Origin of the sequence: Massilia paldalensis (assembly GCF_044901715.1) — a bacterium.
Lineage (GTDB): Bacteria > Pseudomonadota > Gammaproteobacteria > Burkholderiales > Burkholderiaceae_D > Telluria > Telluria paldalensis.
Genome location: NZ_JBJCIU010000006.1, coordinates 88,447 through 112,962, shown reverse-complemented (window position 1 = coordinate 112,962; position 24,516 = coordinate 88,447). Strand labels below are relative to the sequence as shown.

Here is a 24,516-nt window from a genome sequence, read left to right as displayed (position 1 = left end):
CGACGGTGTCGGCCGCTTCCGCGCTGACCGCGTCGATCAGGGCATCGGCTGCGTCGACCACTTCCGGTTCGATGATCTCGTCAGCGGTCGTGCCGACAGTCGGATCGTTGCCCTCGAGTTCCTCGAGTAGCCCGGCCAGCACCGCATCTTCCGGAACCGCCACCGCAGCGCCCATGTCGACCGCGGCAGTCATGTTGAAAGTGTTTTCTGCAGCCTGATTCGATTTCTTAGCCATGTTTCTCAACTCCATTTGTTGGTTAATCGCACGTCGCGATGACTCTAGTATGCAGACCGGTTTGCGGCGGTAGAACCTATTTGCTTGGCTACTTTCGATCCCCTTACTGCGTCGCTTTCGCTGTGTTGCTGCGTTGTCGATGTATGAACTTTACGGGTTGAGGCCAGGCACACAAAGCGATCCACCAGGCGGAGAAGGGTAGGCGACAGGATGAGTGCCGCGGTGCAGGAACAGTGACCAGACCGGGCGCATGAGCGCGGGCGCGAATACCGCGAGAGAGCAGGCGTGAGCCAGGCCCGAAACACCTATCCTTATATTTTGCAACTAACGGACATGCGCTATCAGCTCCGCATTAGCGTTCTCTGGCCTCGGCTTTGCTGTAGACGAAGTTGAGGCGTATGGAAACGCCTGTTCGTTAGTTGCAAAATGGTCGATGTATCTCCACGAAACTGTAGTGGCCAGGCGCCTCTATAAGACAACCTGGCCAACGCGACGTGATCTCCCTCACACCGGCACTGCCACGCCCTGGAGACGTATCTGGCTGATCCAGTTCCGCTCCGCGCGGTGGTCGCTCGGCGTAAACGGGACGGTCAGGTGCGTCTTACCGTCCGGGGAGCGCAGGCGTGGATGCCGCTTGTGGCGGATCAGCTCCCAGCCTGCCTTGATCAGTGCCCGGACGATCTCGTTGATCTTGTCCGAGGTCGAGTAGCGGTTCTTCTTAGCCATGTACTGCCTCCTCTTTTTCGCATTCGGCGATCATCCAGTCCAGCCAAGCCAGGCGGCCGCCACGCCAGGGCGAGCCACGCCTGCCAGTCATTTGCCATGTCTCCCAGACCTTCGCATAAACGTCCGGGTGGTGCTGACGCAGCCACCACGAGTAATACAGGTGGCCATCCAACATCTTGCCCACCCACTCGATCAGCCTGTTGCCCTGCTCGCGGTACTTACGACCGGCGACCTGGCCGATCGCGAGACAAATTCCCCCTGGATCGCGCCTCTCGATCACCCGGCGGGCCTTGCGCAAGATGTCGCTGTCCTTCAGCGGTCGACGGCGGGCTACCATGCTCCTACCCCCGCGACATCATCATCCAGCGGGATCGACGCCGGAGCGTCAGGATTGGGCGGCGGTGGCGGGAGCAGGGTGTTGCCATGCTCCACCAGCTCGCCGTCAGCCATGCGCTCCGCTTCTGTCCAACGCTCGATGAACGCCTCGTACTCCTTCGCAGCGGCGGCCTCGTTGCTGAAGAACTGCGGGTATGCAGGATCCTTCGCCAGCTGTCCACCATCGGTGTAATTCCAGACGTCGACCCGAAACAGTTTGTAGTAGTCCGGAAACTGGTCCTGCGGGTTCTCGATGCGGCCGATCCACTCGACCGTGGCGCGCACCTGATTGTTGTCGTAGGACCGCACCTGGACATAGCTGGGATCCTGGCGAGCTTGCTTGTACTGCTCACCGTCGATCCGCTTACCGTCGCGGTCCTGGTATAGGACTTTTGCCATTATAGATCACCTGTGACTTATTCTTACAGGCGCGCCGAAGCCAGCTGAGCATCCAGGTCGTCGATGTTGTCGAGCTGGTTCAGTAGGCGCTTCATTGCACGTTGCTTGTCGCGATCGGGTTCGGTCCAGCCGTGCTTCTTGAAGGTGCGGGTCACGTCGGTCGAGGCGGCCGTCACGTACGCGAACGTCGGGTCGGTGATCGTGGCTGCGGTGGTCTGTGCTTGCTGCATTTGGGTTGCTCCCTTGTGTTGTGAGGTTTGTATTATCGAGGTCGGTTCTCGGCGGCAGGGTCAGGCGCGCACCCCGCCGAGCACAAATCCGCTAGTCGTTCATAGGCGTCACAACATTGCCTTCGAACGGGATTTGACAGCCGTTGAACATGTGCGGCCCGAAGATGTGCATCAGGTGCCACAAGCTGTCCTCGAGCACGTCGCCGGCCGCCAGCTCGGCCGGGCGCACGTCGGCTGGAAACTGGTGGAAGTAGCTGTTGTAGACCACTGCGCCGCGTGCGGTCAGCGTCAACTGGAAGTGGTTGTTCATGTTGATCGGCCGGAACGGTGAGCGTCCGATTGGAGGCTTCCATTCCGCGGCTCCGTGATCTTCAAATCCGGAGCGAACCAGCGCACGCTTGGCGCGGTCGAGTTCGCTGGTCAGTTGCTCGATGCGGTTGGCGGCCTCCAGCTCGATCGCCGGCGGGCTGATGTTCTCGCAGGGACGCGCGCGCAGGCGCGTGATCAGGTCTTGGCTCACGATTTCTTCTCCTTCTTCGGAGTGTAGGACAGCAGACGCTCGACCTCGTCGGGCCGGTAGCGCTCTCGGGTCATCGTGATTTCGATATCCGTGTTCGGGTGTTTCATGGCCGACTTTTTGACCAGCTCAGCGACGTGTTCTACCGCAGCCTCGTAGTCGTCCTCTGCGAACCAGGCCAGGTTGGCCCAGCTGACGTTCAGGGTCCACAGGCGCACCCAGCCGGTCTTCTTGATCTCGTCGATGCGGCGGTTCGCCTGGCTGACAAGGTTGTGCAGCTGGTCCTCGTCGCATTGGGCGACATAGTCGGGGATGCTCACGCGCGTCATGCCTGCGCTCCCTTCATCCAGCCGACGCAGATGCGGACCGCGCGCTGGCAGGTCTCCACGTCGAACATGCCGATGTGGCAGTCCTTCTGCTCGATGCCGAGGTCTTTGGCCAGGCGCTCGTATGCCGCCGTGCGGTGCCGCTGCTTCACGCCCTTCGGCGCGCGGCCGCCGTTCGCCGCGATCTCCTGGTCGACGGCGCGCTGCCAGTGTCCGTCGAACACGGCATGGGCATTGCCTTTCCACATGCGCAGCTTGGCGTCGGCCAGGCGGCCCAGAGGCACGGTGCCGTCGTTGAACGTGCGGCGCTGGCCGTTGTTCGCGCGGTGGCAGCCGACGTGCGCGTCGCAGGGGTCGCAGCGCCAGAAGTAGCGCTGCAGGAGATCTGGCGGACATGGCTTGTACACGCCGGCGCCGGTCACGAGCTTGGCCGGCTGGTTGCAGTATGGGCAGGTGACGGTCATGCGCATGACTCCTCGAGCAGGCCTGCCACCTTCAGCTTGGCCAGGTCGTCAGCCTCGTTCCAGTTTTCGAACCAGCGGCGGTCATCCTTCGCGCCTGGGTACAGCGCGTCGAAGCGCGCCGTCGTGTCGTTGTAGATGCGGGTGGCGGCCCGGCCGTCGTTGTTGACCAGCGCCTCGTGCAGCGCCGATCCCTTGCCCGCGAAGGTGTCGCGGTAACGTTCGCCTCTCATGCTTGTATTGCTCCTTGTATGGTCCGCCACGTCGACGGGGTGTACTGCGTTTGTTTATCCGCGAAGGCGACGGCTTCGTCGGTGGTGAGGCCAATCTGACCCCAATGCTTGCCGTTCCAGTGCTGGAATCGAGGTCGATCCAGGCTCATTTCCGAGTAGTGGCTGGCGGTACGGTGGACCCCTATCGCTGGGGTGCCCTGGCTGGTCCACTCACTCATCGCCCAGCTTCCCGATGGCGGCGTCGTAGTGCCGCTGGTAGTCGGCCTGCCGGCTGGTGAACAGCGCATCCTTGCCCCGCGCGTACTGCAGGTGGATGCTCCCGCACACGCGCCAGGCGATCGCTGCCTCCTTCCAGCCGGCCTTCGTTGCGTCTCCCAGGCCCTGCGCGTAGCTGGTGCGCTGGACGTATTCGAAGGCGCCCTCGGGACCGTCCTTGTCCCAGCCGATCCGCAGCGCGAAGTCGGTGAGGTAGCGGCCCCGGCGGGCCATCAGCTCGGTGTCGTCGGCGCTCATGCTGCTGCGCGGGCCTGCTCGACCTCGGGCAGCTTGTAGAAGCCGCGGTCGATCGCCTTGAACAAGCACGCCATCATGACGCCAGCTCCTTGAAAAACACCTGCATTTCAGGGTCGGCCGCCTCCCATGCGCCGATCGCATTCATCAGCGACTCCATCATCGGCATCAATGGATGCTGCGGATCATCGCCGATCGACTCCGGGATGATGTCCACCATGACGTTACAGATACGGATAGCGTCGTCGTATTGTTCCTTCGTTTGAAGGACCGGCGGGGTAATGCTCGTATTCATGCTTTCTTCCTTTTCTTTGTGTCTATAGGCGTTTTCAGCGCACGCTCGATGGACCACCCATAGCCAGCCGTTCTCATCCTGACCGTGCCGTATGGCAGCCCATGCGCGATAGCGGCGTCGCGCAGGGTTGGATAGGACTTGCCGTCGATTTCCACCTTGACGTTGCTGCGCGTGTTCTTGCCCTGCTCCTGCTTAGTGGCCCAGCGACAGTTACTAGGCTCATAATTCCCATCCGACTTGTCCCGTTCGATGGTCATCCCATCCGGCGCCACGCCCATATCGGCAAGGAAGTTGGCGAAAGACTCGAGCCAGCGATCGCAGACTTTGATGCCGCGCCCGCCGTAGTCCGCATAGGACTTGTGCTTTGGGTTCAGGCATCGCTGCTTCATTGCCTGGTACTTGCTGTAGGTCGGATCGGACGAACTGCCGTGCCCATGAAACTCTCGTTCCATTTACGCCGCCTTCGCCAGCTCAAGACCGTCAGGCAGTCGGTAGAAGCCGCGGTCCAGGGCTTTGAAAAAACACGCCATAGTTACAAGAACGTCATAGTCAGCAGCGTGGGCTTTGGCTTTGTCGTAGGGCACGCCCAGCGCGAAGCACAGCTCGCCGAGCTTGGGCGACTTGCCGTCGAAGGTTGCCCAGCGCCCGTTCTCCATCGTGCAGAACGGCTCGATGTTCGGGACCGCGAGGCCCAGGCGCGCCAGCTCGCCGGCGATGAACGGGCCGTCGAAGTTCATGTTGTGCGCCACCGCGATCGGCGCCATCGCCAGACGGCGGGACACTTCGGGCGCTACCGCTTCCCACTTCGGCATGCCGACCAGGTCGTTGTAGGAGATGCCGTGAACTGCCTGCGCCGCTGCGGCGATCGGGCGCTCCGGGTCGATGCGCTGGACGTACTTGTCGACCAGCTTGCGAGAGGCGAAGTCGAAGGTCAGGATCGCAATCTCGATGATGCGGTCGCCCTTCGCCTGGTCCACGCCGGTGGTCTCGGTGTCGATGCCATTGATCAGCACGATTGGATCCCCTTCTCGTCGAGGAACATGCGAATGCGCTTAAGGCAGCGCTCCTTGTCGTTCACGCGGCCGGCACGATTGATTGCGTGGTCGTATTTGCTACCGCCCCGGAAGCTGAACAGGTTTTCGGCGTCTGACTCGCGGATGTTGAACAGTGCTGCGGCCGCATCGGCGTACCATGAGAAGCGCCTGCCGTTTACCGTCCACTTCGGCGCTCCATCGTTGCCCATGTTCAGAAGCGGCTTGAAGTCGGGATGCAGTCCAAGCCATCCCATCGCGCAGCCGATCGTGCCGCACGCGATGCCGCCGTCCTGGGTGCCCCTCGCAATAAAGTTGAGGTTGAAGCGCTTTTCGGGAATGCCGCCGATGATCGCGTAAGCGTCGCCTAGCAGCTTGTAATTCGGTTGCGATACAGGCATGTTTTCCTCCTTTGTTGAACCCTTATTGATGCACACAAGTCACTGATGACTTATGTGCATGGTAAAGACTCAGCCCAGGATTAGCGACCCACGTTGATCATCTTGCCGCTCGACGAGCCATCGAGAATCACGGTGCCGCCCTTCTCGGCGAATTTCAGCAGCGCCTGGTTGTACTCGTGCTGCAGGAAGGCCGGGGTCAGCGTGTTCGCGGTCTTGGCGACGGCTTCGGCGTTCTTCTCGGCGACTTGCACCTGCAGCGTGGCGGCTTCCAGTTCCTTGCCCTTGGCGACGACGTTGCGGATCGACTGTTCCACGGTCGGGTCGGTCAGGATCTGGCGCACGACGACCTTGGTGATCGTGAACGAGTTCGGATCCGAGGTATTCAGGCTGGCCTGCAGGGCGGTCTTGATCTCCGACTCCAACACGGTACGCTGGGTATGGATGGTCAGGCTGTCGTGCTTGGACACGGCGTTCGCAGCTTCGCTCTTGCCGAGCGATTCGACCAGGCGGTATGCCGGGAAGTAGGTACTCGACCCCTGCGGCTGAACAGACTGGCCGGTGTACTTGACCGCCAGGGCGCGCAGCGCTTGCGGGCTGTTCACGCGGTAGAAGATCGACACGTCCAGGTCGCGCAGGGACAGGTTGTCCTTCGCCTTCGGCTGCAGGTTCGGCAGGTCGACGCCGACTTCCTTCAGGGTGTACTGGTCGACGTGGCCGGTCACAGCAGTGTAGAAGCCTTCCGGCTCGACCTTCTGGTCGGTGGTGCCGTTGAAGTTGGTCCGCAGGCCGGCATTGCCGGTCTCGATGGTGCCGTAGCAGCCGGTCAGGCTAATGGCGGCGGCCGCAGCGAACAGCAGGGTGGACAGAAATTTCTTCATGTAGTGATGCTCCTTCAGGTGGTTGTGGTTATACAGCGTGGTCGAACGAGAAGATCGACAGGAAAGCGAACACAGTCAGGACCAGGGCGGCGACGCCGATAGCTGTCCATTTCATGATCGTCTTGAGCCGCCCCTTGTTGAAGAACGGCGTGCTGCTCAGCGCCCAAACCAGCGCGGTGGCGCCGGCAAACAGCACGATCAGCAGCAGGATGACGCGGGTGAGTGCCATGTCATTCGTCGTGGTTGGTGCGCAGCCACGCCCAGTTGGACTGAGGCTGCGCCGGTTTCGGTGGCTGCACCGGCTGGGAAGGCTTACGCCCCCAGTCGATCAGGTCATGGTTCTGGCGGTAGACGTCGCCATTCTCGCGGCGGCGATCGCTGCCCTTGCCGCCATCACTCGGACGGGCCATTACGCTGCAGCTGCCTTGCCGTCGTTGGCGGCCGGCGCCTTCGGTTTGCGCGGTTTGCGCACGACGGTGGCGTTGACGATCGTAGCCTGCAGCAGCTCGGCGTGCGCGGTCAGGAATGCCGGCAGGTCTTCCAGGTAGATCACCGGATGCTCGTTGTCGGTCTTGCCCAAGCCCGGGGCATCGGCTGCCAGGCTGTTGACGAACTTTTCCATCGCCGGCGCCAGCTTGAGCTTGCGGTTGTGCGCTTCGCACAGCTTGGCGCTGTCGTGCAGGGAACCGTCTTTGGCTTGGTGTTTCGTAACTTTCATGTTGCTTCCTTATTTGAGGGTTGTCGTAAATCTGTAAATTCTTACTGCATGGTGCAGCCGTAGTTCTTGCCGCGCTTCACGAAGGCGAAGGTGCCGCTGATCTGCCCGTTGACCAGGCGCGGGATCATCTCCGACATCTCCTTCATGAACACCGTGACGCCTGCGCCGTCCTTCCGCTTGAAGTGGAAGTAGGCTGCGCTGCGACCGTGGCTGAATCCTTCGTAGGTCAGGGTGTCTTCGAAGGGCGCGTTGTCGCGCCAGTCGGTATTCCCATAGCCTTCGTAGTGCAACTGGTTTCCCGCCTTATCGAACGGGATTTTGTAGTCGCCGACCTTCTTAGCCATTGGACGCACCTGCGGTCTTGGCCGGATTGCCCTGCGCATTGGACAGGCGGTGCTTGGTACGGCGATCGCCCATCAGGTCGCGCAGGTCGCGGATGCTCATGCCGGTGCATTCGTGCATGCGGATCAGCAGTGAGGCGCCTACCGGCAGGCGGTTGTGGCGGATCTTGCTGATGACCGGCGGTGCCACTTCCAGCATGCGGGCGAGGGCGGCGTCGTTCTTCAGCTGCATCTTGGCCAGCAGGATGTCCAGCAGGTGATTGGGGTTGTAGACGACGGCGTTACTTTCGATGGTCATGATTTTCTCCTGGTTAATCGGTAAAGTCACCGATGACTTATTAATTATAGTGCGTTTGAAACTTATATTTGCGGACTTATGTGCGAATGCGCGCTGCCATCACTTTAGATTTCGATCCTACGCACTGCGCAGGCCGCACCGCGGAACGGCTTCCCGTAGACAGTCTGAATGCCACTGGCGAAGTTCTGCCCCCACACCAGTTGAGGGCGCGTGTCATGCTCCTCATCCGCCCAGTACCAGATGCGGTCAAAGTGGTCACGCCGGTTTGCGAACAACAGCGCCAGTTCGCGGCGAGTCGGCAGTGCTGCCTCGCGCATGAACGCCCATTGACGCGCCGCCGACCAGTTCACATCAGTCGCCTGGTTGGGCAACAGCACCAGATGATAGTCGGGACTCCCCTCGGTGCCGAGAACGATGCCGGCGTACAGCTCGCCGTCCTTCATGTTTTCAGCAAGCCACTGGTCCTTTTCGGTTTTCATGCTCTTCTCCTATTTTCCTGCTGCCTTCAGCAGTTCTTTTCTCAATGCCTTCTTTGCGGAATGCAAGTCCGGTTCGTTGATGACAATCCTGGTCGCGTACATCAGCCCCTTAAGGAACCCACTACGCTTCTTCTTCGGCACCGCCAGCGGCTTCGTGCGTGGCACGGTCGCGGCGTACGCAGCAAGGCGCATAACCTGCTGCCGGCGGCCGCTGTCGCCGCGTCTGGTATCTCCAGCCCGATAGATCGCGCCCTTCTTCTCCAGGGCCGCGAAGCGGGCAGTGATCGACGAGTAGGACAGGAGCGGATATGCCGCCCTGACCTCGTCGGATATGCAGCCGCGCGCACCGGCGCCGCCGATCGTGTCCAGCACCTTCTGCTCCAGCTCGGTCATGTCGATGGAGTGGAGCGCAGCCAGTGATGTTGCGGACTTCATGGCGGGCCTACAGCTCGGCGTAGCCGCCGGCGAGCAGCTTGTCCGTCATGATGTTCATGGCGTCGGTCGCCTGCTTGGCCAGCGTGTAGTCCTTGACCTCATGCTTGACGCGACGGCCGGCCCTATAAATCTCGACCAGGAACGAATCGGCGCCCAGCTGGCGGGTCAGCACCACGACCGTGCCGTCGGCGCCGTACAGAGCGCGCTTGGCGATCAGCTGGGCCTTGTTCTCCTGGACGTAGTCGCTGCCGGCGGTGATCAGGTCGATGACGCCGCGATCGACCAAGCCGGATACCGCCATGAACAGCGTGTCCAGACCCGTTGAGAACTGCGGCGCCGTCAGCTTGCCGTTGTCCAGCCCGTTGTAGAGGAACTCGACGGTTTCAAACGCCTTTCGATTGATCTCGTCCTTTAATTCCGGAATGCCGGTGTTCGTCATTTGATGTTCCCTGCGCTACGTTGCGCGTTACCGATAACCATCATGTTATCGAGAAAAGTCAGGACTTACAAGTCACTGGTGACTTAGCCTGACGTGTCCTAGTGGACGAGTCCGCCGGCCGTGATGTACGCGCCAACCTGGTCGTGCGCCAGACGCTCAGCCTTGCCTACCGCGCTCTCCAACGCCGCGAGGCGGTCGTCGAAGTCGAGCATCGTGCGCCGGATGTAGTAGTGCGCCGGCCGTGTCCGCTCGTCCATCATCAGGCCGAACATGATGCTGTTCAGGTGCTCGATGTAGGCCTTGTTCATCGCCGCCTTGCCTTCCGCGGCGACAAGCGGGATGCCTGGTTGGACGAGCACCACGGTGGCGAAGCGCTTGTTCAGCACCCGGAAGCAGTCGCGCACGTAGGCGTCGAACCGGTCCTGCAGCTCCGGCGTCACCGTCATGCCGACCGCTTCGGCCATCGTGTAGCCAAGCAGGTCGATGGGCGTGCGGTCGGTGATGACCGCCTGGTCGACCGGCTGGGCGGCATAGATCACGTCCAGGCGCTTCAGGATCTCCTCCTGGATGGTCAAGCGGGTAGCGAAGTCGAACGTGCCGGCCGGGTCGTGGCCCATATCCTTGAACATCGAGGAGACCGAAGTCTCCAGGAAAACGGCATCGTTCTTCTCCGCATACGCCTTCGCCAGGGAGGTCTTCCCGACGCGGTGCCCGCCGATCAGACCGATCACGCAGCGGCCCCTTTCGCTTTATCCAGATTCGCACGGCGCTTGGCAACATTCACCTTCGCCGTTTCCAGGCGCTTTTCCTGTTCGGCCATTTTCACTTCGCCTGCCTCGAGTGCCGCTTGGCGCGTGTCATGCAGCCAAGCCAGGTAATGCTGCTTTCCTTTCGCATCGACACCATAGCCGTAACGCTCGCCAAAACGGCTTTGCGCCGGGCCGACCAGGACGATTTCGCGGACGTTCATGCTGGGCGTCAGCTGGAATTTCGTGCGCGGGTAGCGGTTGGTTTTGCTTGCCATGATTAGCCCTCGATCAGTTTGCGTTCGACGGCCTGGCCAGCTGCAGCCTGTGCCAGGGAAGCTTCCAGGTGGGCAGCGTTCGCCGGCGAGGCCAGCAGGTGTGAGGTCTCACCCTCGAGGATTGCGCGCTCGCCCGCCAGATCACGCTCGGTCGCGTCCAGGCCGTTGAACTTCTCGGGGTAACGCTTGCGCAGCTTGGCGATGTTCTTCTCGCGGCACGAGGCTTCGGTGACGCCGGTTTCGTCGAAGCCGATCGCCTGATACCACTCGATGTCGCCCACTTCCTCGCCGAAGTTGACCTTGTCGATGGCGCCGGTCTCGTATTGAGCCTTGACCGCTTCCAGCAGCTCGCCCGACTCGGTGAAGCAGCCCAGCGCGGCGTGGTTCAGGCGCACGTTCAGCTTGCTCAGGTTGAAGTCGCGCACTTCCGGCGGCAGGTCAGCCGTCATGCGGGTCAGTTCGTCCGGCGACATGCGGTCGTTGAGGTCCAGGCCCGAGTTCAGGGCGCCGCCCAGGAAGCCAGACAGGCCGTGCAGGGTGCTGAGGCTGTCCAGCATCTTCTCGCGGTCCAGGCGCACATCCTTCTCGGGGGTCGGGTAGTACAGGCGACGCTTGAACTGGTCAGCCAGCTTGGCGGCCGCGATAGCGATCTCGAGCACGGCGTGGTAGGCGACTTCGTTGATGTTCAGCTGGGCCGGCACCGCTTCGGTACGGATCGCCTGGGGGATGTAGGTTTTCGAATCCATGTGATGGTCTGCTTTCTTGTTGACGTTATGCGGCGCCGGCGGCGCCGCGGTTGTGGGTTAATCTAACGGGTTGCCTTTATGCAACAGAACGCAGGGGTGCGGCGCCGCCGATGCCGTCGTCGACGGCCAGGCCGATGCCTTCGTCGTCGTCGTCAGCAGCGAGGCCGGAGGTGGCCAGCAGCGCCTCGATGCGCCCGGCGACCGTGCGTGCGGCTGCTGCCTCGGTCAGCGCGGCTTGGTGCGCAGCCTGGGCCTGCTCTGCTTCGATGCGCTTGTTTTCCGCTTCGGCGGCATGCTCCTGCTCGACGGCACGGAGGTCATTCAGCGTGCGGTTGAAGCCGGCGAGGACGGATGCAGTGGTTTTCTTTGCAAACATGAGGTCTTCCTTCAGGATTGTGGTTGCGGGTGGTAGATGTCGAACTCGACGAGTTCGCGGTGTTGGCGCCAGCCGAAGAAGTTCTTCGACTGCTGGGTGGCCAGCGGCATCGGGTACGCCTGGTGCTCGACCGGCGAAGCGTGCAGCGGACGCGCGCCTACGAGCAGGTCGAACAGCTTCAGGTCTTCCCGGATCAGCGGCTCGCGGCCGTCGTGCGTCAGGTAAGACACGCGGGCGCAGCGGGCCGCCGACAGCTTTGCCAGGAACAGCGGCTGGTCTGCGTACTGCTGGCGCTCGGCCACGGTTACATACGGAAGGTGCCAGGCGCGTTCGTGCAAACGGTCCATCGGGCGGAACACCGGCGTCGAGGCGCTGATGGCTGCCTGCATCTGCAGCGCGAGTTCGTGGATCTCGGGCTGGGCGTCCGGGTGGGCGCGCAGTTCGTTCCAGTTGTCGAACTCGGTGGCGGTCACGATCACGCTGATGTGCAGGAACGGCTCGAGGATGCGGTTGACGACCTGCTTGTGGACGCCGATCTCGGCCATCGCCTCTGCCTGGTTCGCAGCGACTTCAGCGGCGAGCATCCAGCGTGCTTTGGCGCGAAACAGTTCGTCGCCGGTCAGCTGCTGGTGCGCCTGCATACCAGGCTGGTTCTTGCCCCAGTGGATCGGCATTGCCGGCGCGCTGCGCACCTCGGCGATCATCTTGGCGACCGGGATCGCGCGGCTGCTGCTGGCGTTGCGGCTGAATACACGATGCGTCATCAGCTCAGCGTGGATGAAGCGCGGGTAACGCAGCTGGTATGTTGCAAGCTTCTTGCCGTGCGGCGCGATACTGTGCTCGACAACTTTTGCGGTAATGGTCATTTCTGTATTTCTGTATTTAAAGTAATACGATTTTATGAAATCGAAACCGGCAATTAAGCGGCTTCGGGCGATCCGCCCAGCAATTCCTGCATGGCGAGGACAGCACGGCGCGCGCGTTTGCCATCGTCTTGCCCTTGGTGGGCGTAGAACAGAAGCGCCGACAGAACCTGCATCGCGGTGCCCTCCTGCTCCAGCTGGTTCAGCCCCTCCATGCCGGCGTGGGCGAGCATGCCCGCGTTGGCCAGGATGGTCGGGCCTTGCTCACGCTGCTCGACAGGCGCTGCAGCGCGCGGTGCGGCGGCTGCAGGTTTCGCTTGAGGGCGTGCTTTGAATAATTCGACGACGTTTCCCACTTCCTACTCCTTCATCTGCGGGGCGTTGTCGCCCCGCTCACTTACATATTATAGTTCAGTCGTGACTTACTTCTTCGGACTCAAAAGTCGTCGAAAGACAGTGCGCCGCCGGTCTGGTAGTCGGTAGGCTTGCCTTCGAAGAAGTTGACCTCGACGCCGTTGATGGCGCTGATCTTCTCGACCCAAGGCGTCGGGTTCTTCACGCCGGGGTACAGCGGCGCCCAGCCAAGGCGATCGGTGCGCTGGTTCGCCAGCCACTTGACGCGGTCGGTGATGATCGCGTCGGTAGCGCCCAGGACGCCCCCGCTGATGATGTGCTTGCCCCATGCGGTCTCCAGCTCGACAGCAGCGCGCACGATCTTCTCCGCGGCGGCGTAGAAGGCGGCCGTGAAGATTTCCGGACGCTCGGCCTTCAGGCAGTGGTACATGTCGATGAAGAAGGCCAGGTGGGCTTCCTCGTCGCGGTTGATGTACTTGATCTGGTCCGCGGACTTGAGCATCTTGCCGTTCTTGGCCAGGAGGTAGAAGCCGAAGAAGCCGGTGTAGAAATAGATGCCTTCCAGGCAAATGTTGGACACGATCGCCAGGGCGAACTTGGTCGGGGTGAAGCCGCCGCGCAGCTCGTCGTTCTGGTCCAGCACCAGCTGATTCTTGGCCGCCAGCACCGGGTCGCTCTCGTACATGCCGTAGATGTCCAGCGGGTTCGCCGACACAGCTTCAGCCATCAGGGAATACGCGGTGACGTGGTTGGCTTCCTCGTAGGCCTGGCGCGAGAACGCCATCTGGGCTTCCGGGCTGGTGACGTGGACGCTGATGTTGGTGGTCAGGTTTTCGAACTGGAAGGCGTCCAGGTTCGACAGGAAGGCCAGGCCCTTGTCGTACAGCCGGCGCTCGGCGTCGTCGAGCTTGTTGCGGTAGCAGGTCACGTCGTCGCCCATGGCGATGGATTCGGGGAACCAATCATTTTTTCGAAATTTCTTGAATGCGTCCATCGCCCATTTGTGTTTCAAAGGGGAAATGCACATCACCCTGTCTTCCGGACCTTGAATCAGGCGACGGTTGTTGATCTTTTCGATAAGGCTTTGGGTCATCATTTTTCCTTTCGGTTGTTGCGTTTGTTGTTGGCTTGCTCGCTTGGTGTCGCCCAGCGGCAGTTGCCTGGTTCGTAGTTGCCGTCGTTGTTGGGCCAGCGGTCGATGCTGGTTCCCTCCGGTCGTTTGCCCATGTCGGCAAGAAAGACCTCAAACGACTCTTGCCAGCGGGCGCAGACCTTGATGCCGCGCCCACCGTAATAGTGGTAGCTGTCGTTGTTTGAATCGCGGCACCGACTCAGCATCGCGGTCCAGGACCGGTACTCAGGCGTGAAGCTGGCGTCATGCTTCGTGTTGGATTCGCTCAGGTGTTGGCGTCGGGCGCAGCCGCAGGAGCGTGACTTCTCAATCACCAGAAGGCGCTGCTTCACCGGCTTCTCGGTGCCGCACTCGCACCGACAAATCCAGCGGGGTTTGCCAGCGTTGTCGGGCGATGCAGGCTCGAGGACGGTCCACTTACCGACTTTCGAGCCTGCGACGATCATTGGCAGCTTTCGCAGTCCGGGTTGTCCAGGCTGCACAGCTTGTTCGACATGTCCTCGTCGTCGACCGGCGGCAGCAGGCCCGCGTCCTGAACTTCCCGGCGCACTTCTTCGTAAGTGCGGGTGCCGTTGAGCATTCCCTGTGCGGACTGCACCAGCTGCGCCAGCTTCTCCTCGCTCACAGCCGGCTGGTCCTTCACGATGGCGCTCTGACCGCGCAGGTAGTACGTGGTCTTGAGCTTGCGCTTCCAGGCGCGCAGGTAGATCGCGGACAGGCGGCTGCCCTTGATACCGAACGGGACGAAGATGTTCAGCGACTGGGCCTGGTCGAGCCAGAACTGGCGGACGGCGCCGGCGTCGATCATCCAGTCAGCGTCGATGTCGAACGACTCCTTGCACAGCTCCGGACGGCCGTAGCGCAGGCACGGATCGACCACGATGAAGGGGCCGGACTGGTTCTTCTTCGTGTACTCGCGCTGGAAGATCGGCTCGATGGTCGGCGTGGTGCCGACGATGTTGCTGATCGTGGCCGTCGGAGCGATCGCCATGGTGTTGCTGTTGCGCATGCCATAGGTCACGACCTTCTGGCGCAGCTGGTTCCACGGCAGAAGCTCGCGCGGCGTCACCAGTTCAGCGCGCACGTCCTTCGCGCCGGTATCCATCGGCAGGATGCCCTGCGACCACAGCGAGCCAGGGAAGGTGCTGTAGGCACCGCGTTCACGCGACAGGTCGCACGATGCCTCGATCGTGTAGAACGAGAAGTGCTCCATCAGCACGTCAGCCGCATCCAGGTGTGCCTGGCTTTCCCAGTCCACGCCCAGCTGGACGAGGTATTCGGTGTAGCCCATCAGGCCCAGGCCGACCGGGCGGTGGCGCAGGTTCGACTTCTTGGCGCGGTACGACGGATAGAAGTTGATGTCGATGACGTTGTCCAGCATGCGCATGGCGGTGCGTACGGTGCGACGCAGCTTCTCCACGTCCAGCTTGCCGTCCTTGACGTGGGTCTTGGCATTGATCGAGCCGATGTTGCAGACGGCCGTCTCGTCGTCCGACGTGTTCAGGGTGATCTCGGTGCACAGGTTCGACGAATGGACGACGCCGACGTGCTGCTGCGGGCTGCGACGGTTGATCTCGTCCTTGAACGTGATCCACGGGTGCCCGGTTTCGAACAGCGACGCCAGCATGCGCTTCCACATGTCGATCGCCGGCACGGTCTTCACGAACTTGCCTTCGGCTTCCAGCTGGGTATAGCGAGCTTCGAAGGCGTCGCCGTACAGCTCATGCAGCTCCGGGTGATCCTTCGGCGAGAAGAAGGACCAGGTGCCGCGTTCCTCGACGCGCTTGAAGAACAGGTCCGACGCCCACCATGCCGGATAAGTATCGTGCGCGCGGCGGCGGTCGTCACCCGATTCCTTCTTGAGGTCCATGAAGTCGTAGGCGTCCGGGTGCCACAGCTCCAGGTACGGGGCGAACGAACCCTGGCGCTTGCCGCCTTGGTTCACGGCGACGGCGGTGTCGTTGTAGACCTTCAGGTACGGCACGATGCCCGAGGAGATGCCGTCGGTGCCCTTGATCCAGTCGCCTTCACCGCGCACGCGAGTCCAGTCGGTGCCGATGCCGCCGGCGTACTTCGACAGGTTCGCGCATTCTTCGATGGTGCCGTAGATCGAGGCGAACTGCGGGTCGTCCAGGTCGGCCGAAATCTGGTCCTTGACCGTGTTCAGGAAGCAGCTGGCCAACTGGCTGTGGAGGGTGCCGGCGTTGAACAGGGTCGGCGTCGACGACATGAAGTCGAACGAGGACAGCACGTTGTAGAACTCGATGGCGCGCGCGGTCGGGTCTGCTTCGCGCAGCGCCAGGCCCATGGCCACTCGCATGAAGAAGTGCTGCGGCAACTCGATGATGCGCTTGACCTTGTTGCGGATCAGGTAGCGGTCGGCGAGGGTCTGGATGCCGATGTAGTTGAACTGCTCGTCGCGCTCCGGACGGATGGCGTCGTTCAGGTCTTCCAGGACGAACAGGCGGGCCAGCGAAGGGTGCAGCTTCTCGGCGCCGATGCCGGCTTCGATGTAGGTGGCCAGGTGCGGGTACTCGATGTCGTTCCAGGCTTCCTTGTAGACCGACAGCAGCACGAGGCGGGCGGCCGCAAAGGTCGCATCCTGGCAGTCGACCGAGATCATGCCGGCGGCGCTGCCGATCATGGCGTTGTGGATCTGACTGGTCTTGATGCCGTCGAAAAACTGCAGGTTGGCGCCCAGCTCCAGCTCGGACTGCGAAACGTTCAGGCCGCGGCATGCGTACTCGACTTGCTTATGAATCTTGGCGATGTCCAGCGGTTCACGCGAACCGTTGCGCTTAGTGACTTGCATTCTGCTTTTCCTTGTTGCTTTGGTTGGGGGTGGGATTATAGTTGAGTCACTGATGACTTACTATAAGGGTCAAAAACTACCACGCATCCACTTCAGTCTGCGGGCGGTCGGGGTTCTTGGGTTCCGGTTTGCCGGCGATGATGTCGATCCCGGCAGCGACAAGCTGATCGCGCTCCGCTTTCATCGCCGCCTCTACCTTCTGACGCATGGCGCCGTTCGTCATGACGAGTTCAGTCTCGCCAAACTCATTGACCACCTGACGCATCCCATGCGGCCCCGCGACGCCGTGGCCAGATTTGATCATTGCCATAAAGTCTTCGCGCAGCTTTGCCTGGTCGCGCCTCTGGCGTTCAAGCGCCTCTGCTTTAGCGGCCACCTCGGTGAATACGCCGGTAGACTTGGGTGATTTGGTCGGCTTGGCAAGGTGCGGCATGCGATCGGTGATGTGATCCATGCCCATGTGGGAGGGGTTCTTCATGTCACCAGGCCGGCTGGTGGACCAGCCTGGTTTGAAGATGTCGATCAATGAGGCCACTAGTAGCTCCTGCTTCGATAGGTAACGACCAATTATAGTTCAGTCGTGACTTATCTATGCGGATGCAATCAGGCGGCCGCCTTCATGAGGCTCTTGAACAACGGCGAGGATTTCAAGACCGCCATCGTCTGGCGGAATTCATCCGAGACCAGGCCGGCTTCGATCGCGGCCAAGGCGTCGGCCAGGTGCTCAGCTTCGCCGGCGTGAATGTCGCCCTTCTTGAAGCCCTTGCCGTTCTGCTCGTAGCGAGGCCATGGCGCGTCGGGATACTTCTCCACCATCGCTTCGATCATTTCGCCCTTGGTCGCGGTTTTGATACCGCAGCCGGCCAGCTTCACGTCGTTGGGCGTGACCTGAATGATAGGCAGGCTCTCCGCTACGGCCGCGATGACGCCCAGGCACACCCCGTAGGAGGCCATCGCGCGCGCCGACTGGCTACCGACCGGCACCTCGATGAAGGCCATCGACGCGCCTTCGATGGCGCCCATCGCCCCGCAGTACAGAAGGCGCGCCCGGTCCAGGTCTTCGCTGTTTTTGCGCACCTGCTTGCGCGCCTTCTTGTCCTTCTCGGGTTCGGTGCGCACCACTTCCATGCTCTGCACCGTGAACTTCATGGTGTCGATGTCCAGGGCCGCGCGCACCAGGCCAAAATTGGACATGGACGGGTCCATGCCCACGATCTTCATAATGTTGCTCATCTGCTTCCTTTCTTTTTACCAAGAGCCGAAATCGGCATAAACGGCCGCCTTCTCGACGACCTCCTTCGCTTCCTTCTCCTTCGTCGCCAGCGCGCGGATCGAGCGGATCTCGGCGAAGAAGTCGCCGCCGGCGGCCAGGTTCATCGTCGCGCGAAAGCCATCCAGGTTGGCGGCGGCGTCGACTTCATTCATTTCCATCTTCGTGTACTGGGAAGCGGCCGTCGGCTTGAACACGAAGATCAGCTTGCCGGCGGCGCCCTGACGCACCGACGTAGCGACGAACTCCTCGCCGCCGATGTGGTTCTGCCTGCGGTAGCCCTTGCCCGGCACTTCGACCGTCAGCTGGCCTGGTGAGAGCAGCGTCGTCGATACTTCTGATTCGGTCCGCTCGGCGAAGTAGTCGCTCATGCGGGCAGCAAGCGCGTCGAGCGCCTGTGATACTTCGGAGTGTGCTTCTTTGTTCATGGTGAACTCCACGTTGTACAGCCGGTTAAAGTCTTCCGGACGCATCTTTTTCAGGTCGCGCATATACGGCTCGTCCAAGATGGCCCAATCCACTTCACGACCAGACACCTTTTCGGCGGGGGTCGTGAAAATGGGATCGTCGCTGCGGGCACCTGGCGTCGCCATCAGGTAGCCCACAGCATCGAGAAAGTCGTCGCGTTTAGAAGCCACGGTGAGTGGCGCCGGACACGACCGATACGCCTGCCGTCTTCTTGACGGTGATGACGTTGTCGATCCAGTCGGTCAGCGCGTTGTGGCTGATGACCAGCACGGTGCCGCGCTCCTTCGCCTTGCGGTCCAGCACCGTCATCAGGCGCTCGAGGCCAGGTTCGTCCAGCGCGTGGTCGATTTCGTCGCCGATCCACAGATTGATGGGCTTCTCGGCGCGCGAGGCGACCATGTCCTGCAGCGCCATGTTCGTCGCGATGCGGACCTTGCGCTTCTCGCCGCCGGACAGGGCCTTGAAGGTCTTGCCGCCCTTGTCGTTCTCCACCTCGATGTTGAACTTCTCGCGCAGCTCGCCCTTCGCCGTCTTCGCCAGGGTCGACCACGTCGCATGAATGTTCCCGTCCGCCAGTGCACCCAGATACTCGGTGGTCTGCGCGTTCAAGAATGGCGTTACGGTATCGAGAATGTGCGCCCGGACGCCCGCGGGGCCGAAGACCTTCGCTGCGTTGTCGTACAGGTCAGCGATGTCCTCGAGCTTTTTGGCTTCGTCTTCCGCCAGACCGATCTGGTTCTCGACGCGCTGGCGATCCTCGCGCTTGGACTCGACGACCTTCTGCCAGGGGTTCGGCTCGGTCAGCTTGCCCTTGGCGTCGACCTTGACGTTCTCGACCTCGCGCCCCCATGCCGCCATCTGCGCCTTCAGGCGGGAGAGGATGGACATGTCGGTGTTGATCTTGGCCAGCTCGGCGGCGGCCGCCGACACGTCGGTCATCTTGCCGCTGAATTCGGTCAGCGCGGTCATGGCGGCTTCGGCGGCGCCCTTCGCTGCCTTGTACTCGCGCAGCGCCAGCGCCAGCTCGTTCTTCTTGGCCACGATCGACGTGGTGCGCGCCGCGCGGGCCGCTTCCATGTCGTGCGCGCAGTACGCCTTACCGCACTCACCGCAGGGCGTGCCGACCTTCGCGTCGATGTTGACCAGGTCGTTCTCAAGGCGGTCGGATTCCCGCTTCAGGCCCTCCGCCGTCGCGCGCGCGGTGGCCGCCAGGCGATCGGCGTTGCGCGCCGCGGTCTGCAGGCGCCCCAGCTCCGCGTCTTCCGCTCGCCGGCCGGCCAGCTGGCCCTCCAGCACGTCCTTGCGCGCCAGCAGCGCCGGTTCGTCGTATGCGTCGATCAGGCCCTCGCCGCCGGCGATCTGGTCCTGCAGCGGCTTGGTGCGAGCCAGCTCGGCGCGCGCACGGTCTTTGCGGCCGTCCTCGAACAGCTGGTGCTGGCCCTCCGCAGCGGTCAGCTCCCCGCTGATCGTGTCCAGGCGCTGCTTGAGCGACTTGACCGCGGCGCCGGCAGCGTCGAAGTCCTTCTTGGCCGCCAGCGCCCGTTTGGATGCTTCGGTGTACGCTGCAGCCAGCTCCTCGACGCCGGCCGCTTCCTCGATCAGGAGTTTCAGGTGTTTGTCCGTCATGCCCGGCAGGTCCGGCATCGCCTCCTGACCCGCGTAGATCGCGCCGACGAACACTTCCAGGCTGCAGCCCATGACCTTGCGGACCACCTCCTGCGTTTCCTTGTCGGTGCCCTTGGACAGGTCGATCCAGGCGCTACCGTCTTTCTGTTGGACGAACAGCTGGTTCTTGTTGATCTTGTCCTTGCGGTAGCGGGTGACGCGATAGACCTTGCCATCGTCGTCGAGCGTCACTTCGACACCGCAGTCTTTTTTGGCGGTCGTATTGACCACGTCATCGCCCGATACTTCGCGCGCCGTGGTGCCGTACAGCGCCCAGCAGATCGCGTCGACGATGGACGACTTGCCGGCGCCGTTGGAGGCGGCCGACGTATCGTCGGTGTTCTCGCCCTGGATCAGGACCAGGCCACGTTGGTCGAGCTGGATCTCCGCATGGCCAACGGTCAGGAAGTTGCGGATAGAGAGATTGGTGATGTCCATTTGTTGTCCTTACGGTTTCTGTCCGTGGTTGTCGATCCAGTGCTGCATGCAGTCTGGATGCAGGCGCTCGGTCGTGCCCAGCTGGTCGCCGTCTTCATCGACGGTGCCGCGCCACAGGTAAAGGCCGGCCGGGTCGGTGTCCAGCGGGAAGATGAACAGATGTTCGATGCCGTCGGCCTTGATGATCGCCTCGATGTCGCTGGAGGTCGCCATGATGCCGCTGCAGCCGGTCATGTCTTCGTTACACCGGATGGCGGAATGTGCGATCAAGGCCCAGCTTTCGCCCGGGTTCAGCTCGTCGATGAAAATGGTGGATCCGACCTGGCTCATGCGACGCTCCTTACGGTTGCGAGGATCTCGGCGCAGACCTTGGACAGATCGGCCGCGCGCGAGAAGCCCTTGGCGGTGATAAAGTCGCCGATCGACTGCTCCAGCGTGGCGCCGGCCTTCAGGATCGAGCCGCCTGCACGCGCGGTCGGTGCGCTGGCCGGATCCTTCACCGGAATGATCGTCACGCCGGCGGCGCCCGAGTCGGTCAGGAACTGGCGCAACGCCTCGTGGTCGGCGACCTTCGTGCTGCTGGTCTTGATGCGCACGTAGTTGCCATCGGCGATCAGCGGCACTTCGTCCGGATCGGTGGTGCCGTCGATTTCAACGAAGCCAGGCGCATGGCTCTTGAACCACGTCACGTCGCCGCCGACCACGATCAGGAAGCCCGCCTTGGTACCGACATCGCTCCAGGTCTGCGGGGTCAGGTTGCCGATCGAGAAGACCTTGCCGTCTTCCATCGGCTTGTGGTGGTGGTAGTGGCCCGAGAACACGCGACGGAAGCCCAGGCTGGCCAGGTATTCGGCACTCAAACCATGATCGGGCAGGCCTGGAATCACGCCGTCGACGGGGGCATGCAGCAGCAGGTCGGTGCCGGCGCGGTCTGCCGGGTCGACGTGCTCGATCGCTTCCTTCAGCTTCTCGATACTGGCGATCCAGGGGATGACGACCATGTGGTCGAAGGCGTGGTAACTCGGCTGGTTGACGACGATGCAGCCGACATCCTCGAGCGCGGTGATTGCCGATGAAATGCGGGCGGCTTCCTTGCCCTCCAGGTCGTGGTTGCCCGCGTTGATGACCACGCGCACGCCCAGCTCCTGGACGATGTGCTTGTAGCAGTCGCGGGTCGGGTTGAGCACGCTCGGCGCGATCGAGCCGCGGACGTGGAACAGGTCGCCGCCGTGGTACAGCGTGTCGCCGCCGACCTTCTTGACCTCGGTGGCCGCGCGTACGGTCTCATCCAGGATCTGCTGCAGGCGGCTATTGACGCCCGTCGGCAGGGTTTCAGCGAACGCTGACCAGGCATGGTTGTGCGTGTCGCTTATGAGTCCAAATGGTTTTTCCATGGTTTTCCTCAGTGGTGACTTACTTGTAAGGACGATAAAAACGATGACCTCCAATGGTCATCAGGTACTTCAATTTGTGGCGCCAGACCGGCCGCACAGCCTTTGCGTGGAAGTAGGTCGCGCCGCCGGTAAAGTCATCGACCCGCCCGTAGAGTACATCAGCGGCGATCTCGCGGCTGTGAAGCCAGGCTTCGCGCTCCTTCTTCGGTAGACCCTTGCCAACCCAGGAATACTGGCCAGTCTTGTGAACCTCTCGGCAGACACGTCGGGGATTTCCCTCCGCGCGATTCATCGTTACCAGCGCCACCGCTTGCTGTCCTGCGGTCGATTCCCCGCGAGCTTCGTGGTACACGGCCGACGCCAAACAAAGAAGTGCTGCTGCAATCATTGAGTCCCTTCGAATCTTTCAACAGTAGCATGATACCAGCTGATGACAGGATTTAGTCATAAATGACTTATCTTTGCTATTTGATCCTGAGAGACTTCGCAATTACTTTCTCGGATTTCATTGGGTCGACACGGAAGCGCGGAAGCGGCAGCCCGCGCTGACGGACGTGCGCGAAGTGCGAAAAGCTGTGCTCGCCGAAGAAGTCCTCGACCAACGTCAGCCAGATGAGGCGCTGGGAGCCGTCCTTGACGATGATTCCGATTGCCTTCACGCCCTGTTCGCGGCAACGCTCCAACGTATAGATGTCTAGGCACCAGGCGTTCTTTTCGCGCCAGACTGCATCACGCTTACGGTGGGCCAGGTAGAGCCGGTTGCCGCCCTCCGTTGTGTACCAGACGCCGTAGAATCGGCCGGCGACCTTGTGCTGCTCTCTTGCCACTTAGAAGCTCCCCCACGACTCCGCATAAACGCGCTGGCGCTCCTGGGCCTCGGTAATCTCCGACAGGCTAGGGCGGCGCTCCTCGTCCCACGGCGCCGGTGTAGTCGTCGGAGTGGTCGCGCCGGGATTGGCAACGACGCCTGGCGGAAGCACGCGACCATCTCGTGTCTCGTTCCACTGCTCACGCATCTTGGCCAGCCACTTGTCTCTCTTGATGGCGCCATTGAGGGCGCGAAGCACTTCTGGATCGAAGTAGTCCGGCCGGCCCTCATCCTTCTTTTTGTCGCGCAGCCAGAGCAGGTAGCTCGGGTCCATATCAAACACCTGTTGGACGGTCTTCCCCCTGTGCTTTGGTAACTGCAGAATATCGGTAAATTCGACGCTCATTCCAACCTCTTGAGATAGATAACGCAACTACGCTTATTGTGCTTTGCGATGTGCGGACCATAAATCTTCTGCATGTAGGCAAACAACCTTTCCGGTGCAGTTTCCGGGGCATCGCTACCCACTTCCCGGTGGTTCTTGTCCGCATGCAGCAGGCACTGCTCTCCGAGCGTGCCGCCCTCGACGCTCTCCACGCGAGCGCGCCCGAATACAATTTTGGTCTTCTCGTCCATCAGGAAGACCTCATCGCCTGGCGCCACACGTTTCAGCATCGTGTGGCCCAGGCGGAAGGTGTTGAACTCGTCGTCCACGCCAGCAATCGGCGGAATGAAGCCAAAAACTTGAACTTGCACTGCTGTCTCCATAATCCATCAGGGGCGATTCCCTGATGAATTATAGTGAGCGGACCACTTACAAATCAGGCACTTAGCTGGTCAGGATCGCGATCAGTTCCGGACCCAGGCCTTCGGCGCGCACCTTCTCGGCCAGCTGCTTCTTGGAATACTGCGTGCCCTTCCAGTCGTAGAAGCCCTTACGCGGCTCGGTCAGCTTTTTGGCCTCAACCAGCTCCTCGATCAGGGAAAATTCCTTGTCGAAGAAGGCGATGCCGTTGTCGTCGAAGGACATGCGCATCGCGGTCTCCTTGAACGGCTTGGTCAGCTTGGTCTTGACCACCTGGATGCCGATCTTCTGGCCCACGAATTCCTTCTGGCCGGCCACCTGCTGCATGACCTTCTCCTTGCCCAGCGCCAGGCGCGCGGTGGCGTAGAATTCCATCGCCTTACCGCCCGGGGTGGTGCGCGGGTCGCCGTAGACCACGCCCGGCTTCAGGCGCATCTGGTTCAGGTAAACGAAGATGGCGTTGAAGCGCTCGGCGAACATGGCCATCGACTTGAGGGTGGTCGATGTCACGCGCGCCAGGGCCGTCGTGTCGTTCATGCTGTATTCGTTGAATTCCTTCTCGGCCATCGACTGCGGGATGGCGCTGGCGATCGAATCGTAGGTGATGACGATCGGCGCAGTGTCCGGGATCACCTTGTTCGCGCGGATCCACTGGCAATACTTGGCGCCGAGGGTATTACCTTCCTCCCAGGTGCTGGGGCGCTTGTAGAACCAGAGCGGCTTTTCGGTACTCAGACCGTAGCCGTGGTGGGCCAGCTCCTCGTTGAAGGTACGCTCCCAGTCGATGAAGCCGGCGGCGCCGCCCAGGCGCTGGGCCGCGGTCATCAGCTCGGTGGCGATCGCGGTCTTGCCGGTGCCGGACTCGCCGAAGATTTCGTACATGCGGCCGTAGGCCAGGCCGCCGTCGTACTTTCCGGAGATCGCGTAGTTCAGCGGCGCGAAACCGGTGTCGAGGTAGGTGATTGCCTCCAGCTCGGCATTGCCGCCGAACTCTTTGTCGAAGGCTGCGATCAGTGCTGCTGCGGTCATGGTGG

General features: G+C 61.7%; 43 protein-coding genes. All 43 read right to left on the bottom strand.

Annotated elements, in window-relative coordinates; translation table 11 throughout:
• On the bottom strand, positions 1 to 235 hold a 235-nt coding region (locus tag ACI1V7_RS25290), incomplete at its 3' end, for a hypothetical protein (protein WP_404534823.1).
• Between the two features lie 504 nt (positions 236 to 739).
• Positions 740 to 961, bottom strand: a complete 222-nt coding sequence (locus ACI1V7_RS25285) for a type II toxin-antitoxin system HicA family toxin (RefSeq protein ID WP_404534822.1) — start codon at positions 959 to 961, stop codon at positions 740 to 742.
• Positions 954 to 1,259 carry a hypothetical protein gene (locus tag ACI1V7_RS25280; protein ID WP_404534821.1) on the bottom strand — a complete coding sequence of 102 codons (306 nt, stop codon included), beginning with the start codon at positions 1,257 to 1,259 and terminating at the stop codon, positions 954 to 956. The genes ACI1V7_RS25285 and ACI1V7_RS25280 overlap by 8 nt, the downstream gene beginning before the upstream one ends.
• A 32-nt stretch (positions 1,260 to 1,291) precedes the next feature.
• Complete coding sequence (locus ACI1V7_RS25275; protein ID WP_404534820.1) at positions 1,292 to 1,735, bottom strand: hypothetical protein; 444 nt, start codon at positions 1,733 to 1,735, stop codon at positions 1,292 to 1,294.
• Between the two features lie 23 nt (positions 1,736 to 1,758).
• Positions 1,759 to 1,965: a hypothetical protein gene (locus tag ACI1V7_RS25270; RefSeq protein ID WP_404534818.1), complete on the bottom strand. Its 207-nt coding sequence runs from the start codon at positions 1,963 to 1,965 to the stop codon at positions 1,759 to 1,761.
• Between the two features lie 91 nt (positions 1,966 to 2,056).
• On the bottom strand, positions 2,057 to 2,485 hold the full coding sequence (locus ACI1V7_RS25265) for a hypothetical protein (protein WP_404534817.1): 429 nt from the start codon (positions 2,483 to 2,485) through the stop codon (positions 2,057 to 2,059).
• On the bottom strand, positions 2,482 to 2,811 hold the full coding sequence (locus tag ACI1V7_RS25260) for a hypothetical protein (RefSeq protein WP_404534816.1): 330 nt from the start codon (positions 2,809 to 2,811) through the stop codon (positions 2,482 to 2,484). Before ACI1V7_RS25260 ends, ACI1V7_RS25265 begins: the two co-directional genes overlap by 4 nt.
• The gene (locus ACI1V7_RS25255; RefSeq protein WP_404534815.1) at positions 2,808 to 3,272 is read right to left on the bottom strand and encodes a zinc-finger-containing protein; all 465 of its coding nucleotides are present in this window, start codon (positions 3,270 to 3,272) and stop codon (positions 2,808 to 2,810) included. The genes ACI1V7_RS25260 and ACI1V7_RS25255 overlap by 4 nt, the downstream gene beginning before the upstream one ends.
• Positions 3,269 to 3,502: a hypothetical protein gene (locus ACI1V7_RS25250; protein ID WP_404534814.1), complete on the bottom strand. Its 234-nt coding sequence runs from the start codon at positions 3,500 to 3,502 to the stop codon at positions 3,269 to 3,271. Before ACI1V7_RS25250 ends, ACI1V7_RS25255 begins: the two co-directional genes overlap by 4 nt.
• 210 nt (positions 3,503 to 3,712) lie before the next feature.
• Complete coding sequence (locus ACI1V7_RS25245; protein WP_404534813.1) at positions 3,713 to 4,015, bottom strand: hypothetical protein; 303 nt, start codon at positions 4,013 to 4,015, stop codon at positions 3,713 to 3,715.
• Between the two features lie 73 nt (positions 4,016 to 4,088).
• Positions 4,089 to 4,307: a hypothetical protein gene (locus tag ACI1V7_RS25240; protein ID WP_404534811.1), complete on the bottom strand. Its 219-nt coding sequence runs from the start codon at positions 4,305 to 4,307 to the stop codon at positions 4,089 to 4,091.
• Positions 4,304 to 4,759, bottom strand: coding sequence for a hypothetical protein (locus tag ACI1V7_RS25235; protein WP_404534810.1), 456 nt, complete (start codon positions 4,757 to 4,759; stop codon positions 4,304 to 4,306). The genes ACI1V7_RS25240 and ACI1V7_RS25235 overlap by 4 nt, the downstream gene beginning before the upstream one ends.
• The gene (locus ACI1V7_RS25230) at positions 4,760 to 5,320 is read right to left on the bottom strand and encodes a 3'-5' exonuclease (protein ID WP_404534808.1); all 561 of its coding nucleotides are present in this window, start codon (positions 5,318 to 5,320) and stop codon (positions 4,760 to 4,762) included. It abuts the gene before it with no gap.
• On the bottom strand, positions 5,314 to 5,739 hold the full coding sequence (locus ACI1V7_RS25225) for a hypothetical protein (RefSeq protein ID WP_404534806.1): 426 nt from the start codon (positions 5,737 to 5,739) through the stop codon (positions 5,314 to 5,316). The genes ACI1V7_RS25230 and ACI1V7_RS25225 overlap by 7 nt, the downstream gene beginning before the upstream one ends.
• 80 nt (positions 5,740 to 5,819) lie before the next feature.
• Positions 5,820 to 6,617: an SPFH domain-containing protein gene (locus ACI1V7_RS25220; protein ID WP_404534805.1), complete on the bottom strand. Its 798-nt coding sequence runs from the start codon at positions 6,615 to 6,617 to the stop codon at positions 5,820 to 5,822.
• Between the two features lie 28 nt (positions 6,618 to 6,645).
• Positions 6,646 to 6,846: a hypothetical protein gene (locus tag ACI1V7_RS25215; protein ID WP_404534804.1), complete on the bottom strand. Its 201-nt coding sequence runs from the start codon at positions 6,844 to 6,846 to the stop codon at positions 6,646 to 6,648.
• Between the two features lies 1 nt (position 6,847).
• Positions 6,848 to 7,027, bottom strand: coding sequence for a hypothetical protein (locus ACI1V7_RS25210; protein WP_404534803.1), 180 nt, complete (start codon positions 7,025 to 7,027; stop codon positions 6,848 to 6,850).
• The gene (locus tag ACI1V7_RS25205) at positions 7,027 to 7,335 is read right to left on the bottom strand and encodes a hypothetical protein (protein WP_404534802.1); all 309 of its coding nucleotides are present in this window, start codon (positions 7,333 to 7,335) and stop codon (positions 7,027 to 7,029) included. The genes ACI1V7_RS25210 and ACI1V7_RS25205 overlap by 1 nt, the downstream gene beginning before the upstream one ends.
• A 41-nt stretch (positions 7,336 to 7,376) precedes the next feature.
• A complete protein-coding gene (locus ACI1V7_RS25200; protein ID WP_404534801.1) occupies positions 7,377 to 7,679 on the bottom strand; it encodes a hypothetical protein in 303 nt (100 codons plus the stop codon).
• Positions 7,672 to 7,974 (bottom strand): hypothetical protein, encoded by a 303-nt coding sequence (locus ACI1V7_RS25195; protein WP_404534800.1) that lies wholly within the window; start codon positions 7,972 to 7,974, stop codon positions 7,672 to 7,674. Before ACI1V7_RS25195 ends, ACI1V7_RS25200 begins: the two co-directional genes overlap by 8 nt.
• Before the next feature lie 104 nt (positions 7,975 to 8,078).
• A complete protein-coding gene (locus ACI1V7_RS25190; RefSeq protein ID WP_404534799.1) occupies positions 8,079 to 8,453 on the bottom strand; it encodes a DUF1566 domain-containing protein in 375 nt (124 codons plus the stop codon).
• Between the two features lie 9 nt (positions 8,454 to 8,462).
• Entirely contained in the window at positions 8,463 to 8,888 is a 426-nt protein-coding gene (locus ACI1V7_RS25185; protein WP_404534798.1) for a hypothetical protein, read from the bottom strand.
• Positions 8,889 to 8,895: 7 nt separating this feature from the next.
• On the bottom strand, positions 8,896 to 9,327 hold the full coding sequence (locus ACI1V7_RS25180) for a hypothetical protein (protein WP_404534797.1): 432 nt from the start codon (positions 9,325 to 9,327) through the stop codon (positions 8,896 to 8,898).
• Between the two features lie 98 nt (positions 9,328 to 9,425).
• On the bottom strand, positions 9,426 to 10,058 hold the full coding sequence (locus tag ACI1V7_RS25175; protein ID WP_404534796.1) for an AAA family ATPase: 633 nt from the start codon (positions 10,056 to 10,058) through the stop codon (positions 9,426 to 9,428).
• Positions 10,055 to 10,351 (bottom strand): hypothetical protein, encoded by a 297-nt coding sequence (locus tag ACI1V7_RS25170; protein WP_404534795.1) that lies wholly within the window; start codon positions 10,349 to 10,351, stop codon positions 10,055 to 10,057. Before ACI1V7_RS25170 ends, ACI1V7_RS25175 begins: the two co-directional genes overlap by 4 nt.
• A gap of 2 nt (positions 10,352 to 10,353) precedes the next feature.
• Positions 10,354 to 11,097 (bottom strand): hypothetical protein, encoded by a 744-nt coding sequence (locus ACI1V7_RS25165; RefSeq protein WP_404534794.1) that lies wholly within the window; start codon positions 11,095 to 11,097, stop codon positions 10,354 to 10,356.
• A gap of 76 nt (positions 11,098 to 11,173) precedes the next feature.
• Positions 11,174 to 11,473 carry a hypothetical protein gene (locus ACI1V7_RS25160; RefSeq protein ID WP_404534793.1) on the bottom strand — a complete coding sequence of 100 codons (300 nt, stop codon included), beginning with the start codon at positions 11,471 to 11,473 and terminating at the stop codon, positions 11,174 to 11,176.
• Between the two features lie 11 nt (positions 11,474 to 11,484).
• Positions 11,485 to 12,339 (bottom strand): FAD-dependent thymidylate synthase, encoded by an 855-nt coding sequence (locus tag ACI1V7_RS25155; protein WP_404534792.1) that lies wholly within the window; start codon positions 12,337 to 12,339, stop codon positions 11,485 to 11,487.
• Positions 12,340 to 12,392: 53 nt separating this feature from the next.
• A complete protein-coding gene (locus ACI1V7_RS25150) occupies positions 12,393 to 12,692 on the bottom strand; it encodes a hypothetical protein (protein ID WP_404534791.1) in 300 nt (99 codons plus the stop codon).
• Positions 12,693 to 12,772: 80 nt separating this feature from the next.
• Positions 12,773 to 13,717 (bottom strand): ribonucleotide-diphosphate reductase subunit beta, encoded by a 945-nt coding sequence (locus ACI1V7_RS25145; RefSeq protein ID WP_404534790.1) that lies wholly within the window; start codon positions 13,715 to 13,717, stop codon positions 12,773 to 12,775.
• 65 nt (positions 13,718 to 13,782) lie between these two features.
• Positions 13,783 to 14,268: an AP2 domain-containing protein gene (locus ACI1V7_RS25140; protein ID WP_404534789.1), complete on the bottom strand. Its 486-nt coding sequence runs from the start codon at positions 14,266 to 14,268 to the stop codon at positions 13,783 to 13,785.
• Positions 14,265 to 16,634 carry a ribonucleoside-diphosphate reductase subunit alpha gene (locus ACI1V7_RS25135; RefSeq protein ID WP_404534787.1) on the bottom strand — a complete coding sequence of 790 codons (2,370 nt, stop codon included), beginning with the start codon at positions 16,632 to 16,634 and terminating at the stop codon, positions 14,265 to 14,267. The genes ACI1V7_RS25140 and ACI1V7_RS25135 overlap by 4 nt, the downstream gene beginning before the upstream one ends.
• Positions 16,635 to 16,710: 76 nt before the next feature.
• Complete coding sequence (locus tag ACI1V7_RS25130; RefSeq protein WP_404534786.1) at positions 16,711 to 17,160, bottom strand: hypothetical protein; 450 nt, start codon at positions 17,158 to 17,160, stop codon at positions 16,711 to 16,713.
• A gap of 77 nt (positions 17,161 to 17,237) precedes the next feature.
• Positions 17,238 to 17,867, bottom strand: a complete 630-nt coding sequence (locus tag ACI1V7_RS25125) for a hypothetical protein (RefSeq protein ID WP_404534785.1) — start codon at positions 17,865 to 17,867, stop codon at positions 17,238 to 17,240.
• A gap of 15 nt (positions 17,868 to 17,882) precedes the next feature.
• On the bottom strand, positions 17,883 to 18,542 hold the full coding sequence (locus tag ACI1V7_RS25120; protein WP_404534784.1) for a hypothetical protein: 660 nt from the start codon (positions 18,540 to 18,542) through the stop codon (positions 17,883 to 17,885).
• The gene (locus ACI1V7_RS25115; RefSeq protein WP_404534783.1) at positions 18,532 to 20,475 is read right to left on the bottom strand and encodes an AAA family ATPase; all 1,944 of its coding nucleotides are present in this window, start codon (positions 20,473 to 20,475) and stop codon (positions 18,532 to 18,534) included. Before ACI1V7_RS25115 ends, ACI1V7_RS25120 begins: the two co-directional genes overlap by 11 nt.
• A gap of 9 nt (positions 20,476 to 20,484) precedes the next feature.
• A complete protein-coding gene (locus ACI1V7_RS25110; RefSeq protein ID WP_404534781.1) occupies positions 20,485 to 20,805 on the bottom strand; it encodes a hypothetical protein in 321 nt (106 codons plus the stop codon).
• Positions 20,802 to 21,869, bottom strand: coding sequence for a metallophosphoesterase (locus ACI1V7_RS25105; RefSeq protein WP_404534780.1), 1,068 nt, complete (start codon positions 21,867 to 21,869; stop codon positions 20,802 to 20,804). Before ACI1V7_RS25105 ends, ACI1V7_RS25110 begins: the two co-directional genes overlap by 4 nt.
• Positions 21,870 to 21,888: 19 nt before the next feature.
• Positions 21,889 to 22,257 carry a cell wall hydrolase gene (locus ACI1V7_RS25100; RefSeq protein WP_404534779.1) on the bottom strand — a complete coding sequence of 123 codons (369 nt, stop codon included), beginning with the start codon at positions 22,255 to 22,257 and terminating at the stop codon, positions 21,889 to 21,891.
• 76 nt (positions 22,258 to 22,333) lie between these two features.
• Positions 22,334 to 22,696 (bottom strand): hypothetical protein, encoded by a 363-nt coding sequence (locus ACI1V7_RS25095; protein WP_404534778.1) that lies wholly within the window; start codon positions 22,694 to 22,696, stop codon positions 22,334 to 22,336.
• Entirely contained in the window at positions 22,697 to 23,083 is a 387-nt protein-coding gene (locus tag ACI1V7_RS25090; protein WP_404534777.1) for a hypothetical protein, read from the bottom strand.
• Positions 23,080 to 23,433: a hypothetical protein gene (locus tag ACI1V7_RS25085; RefSeq protein WP_404534776.1), complete on the bottom strand. Its 354-nt coding sequence runs from the start codon at positions 23,431 to 23,433 to the stop codon at positions 23,080 to 23,082. Before ACI1V7_RS25085 ends, ACI1V7_RS25090 begins: the two co-directional genes overlap by 4 nt.
• Positions 23,434 to 23,506: 73 nt before the next feature.
• Positions 23,507 to 24,511 carry a RecA family protein gene (locus tag ACI1V7_RS25080; protein ID WP_404534775.1) on the bottom strand — a complete coding sequence of 335 codons (1,005 nt, stop codon included), beginning with the start codon at positions 24,509 to 24,511 and terminating at the stop codon, positions 23,507 to 23,509.
• Positions 24,512 to 24,516 lie beyond the last annotated feature (5 nt).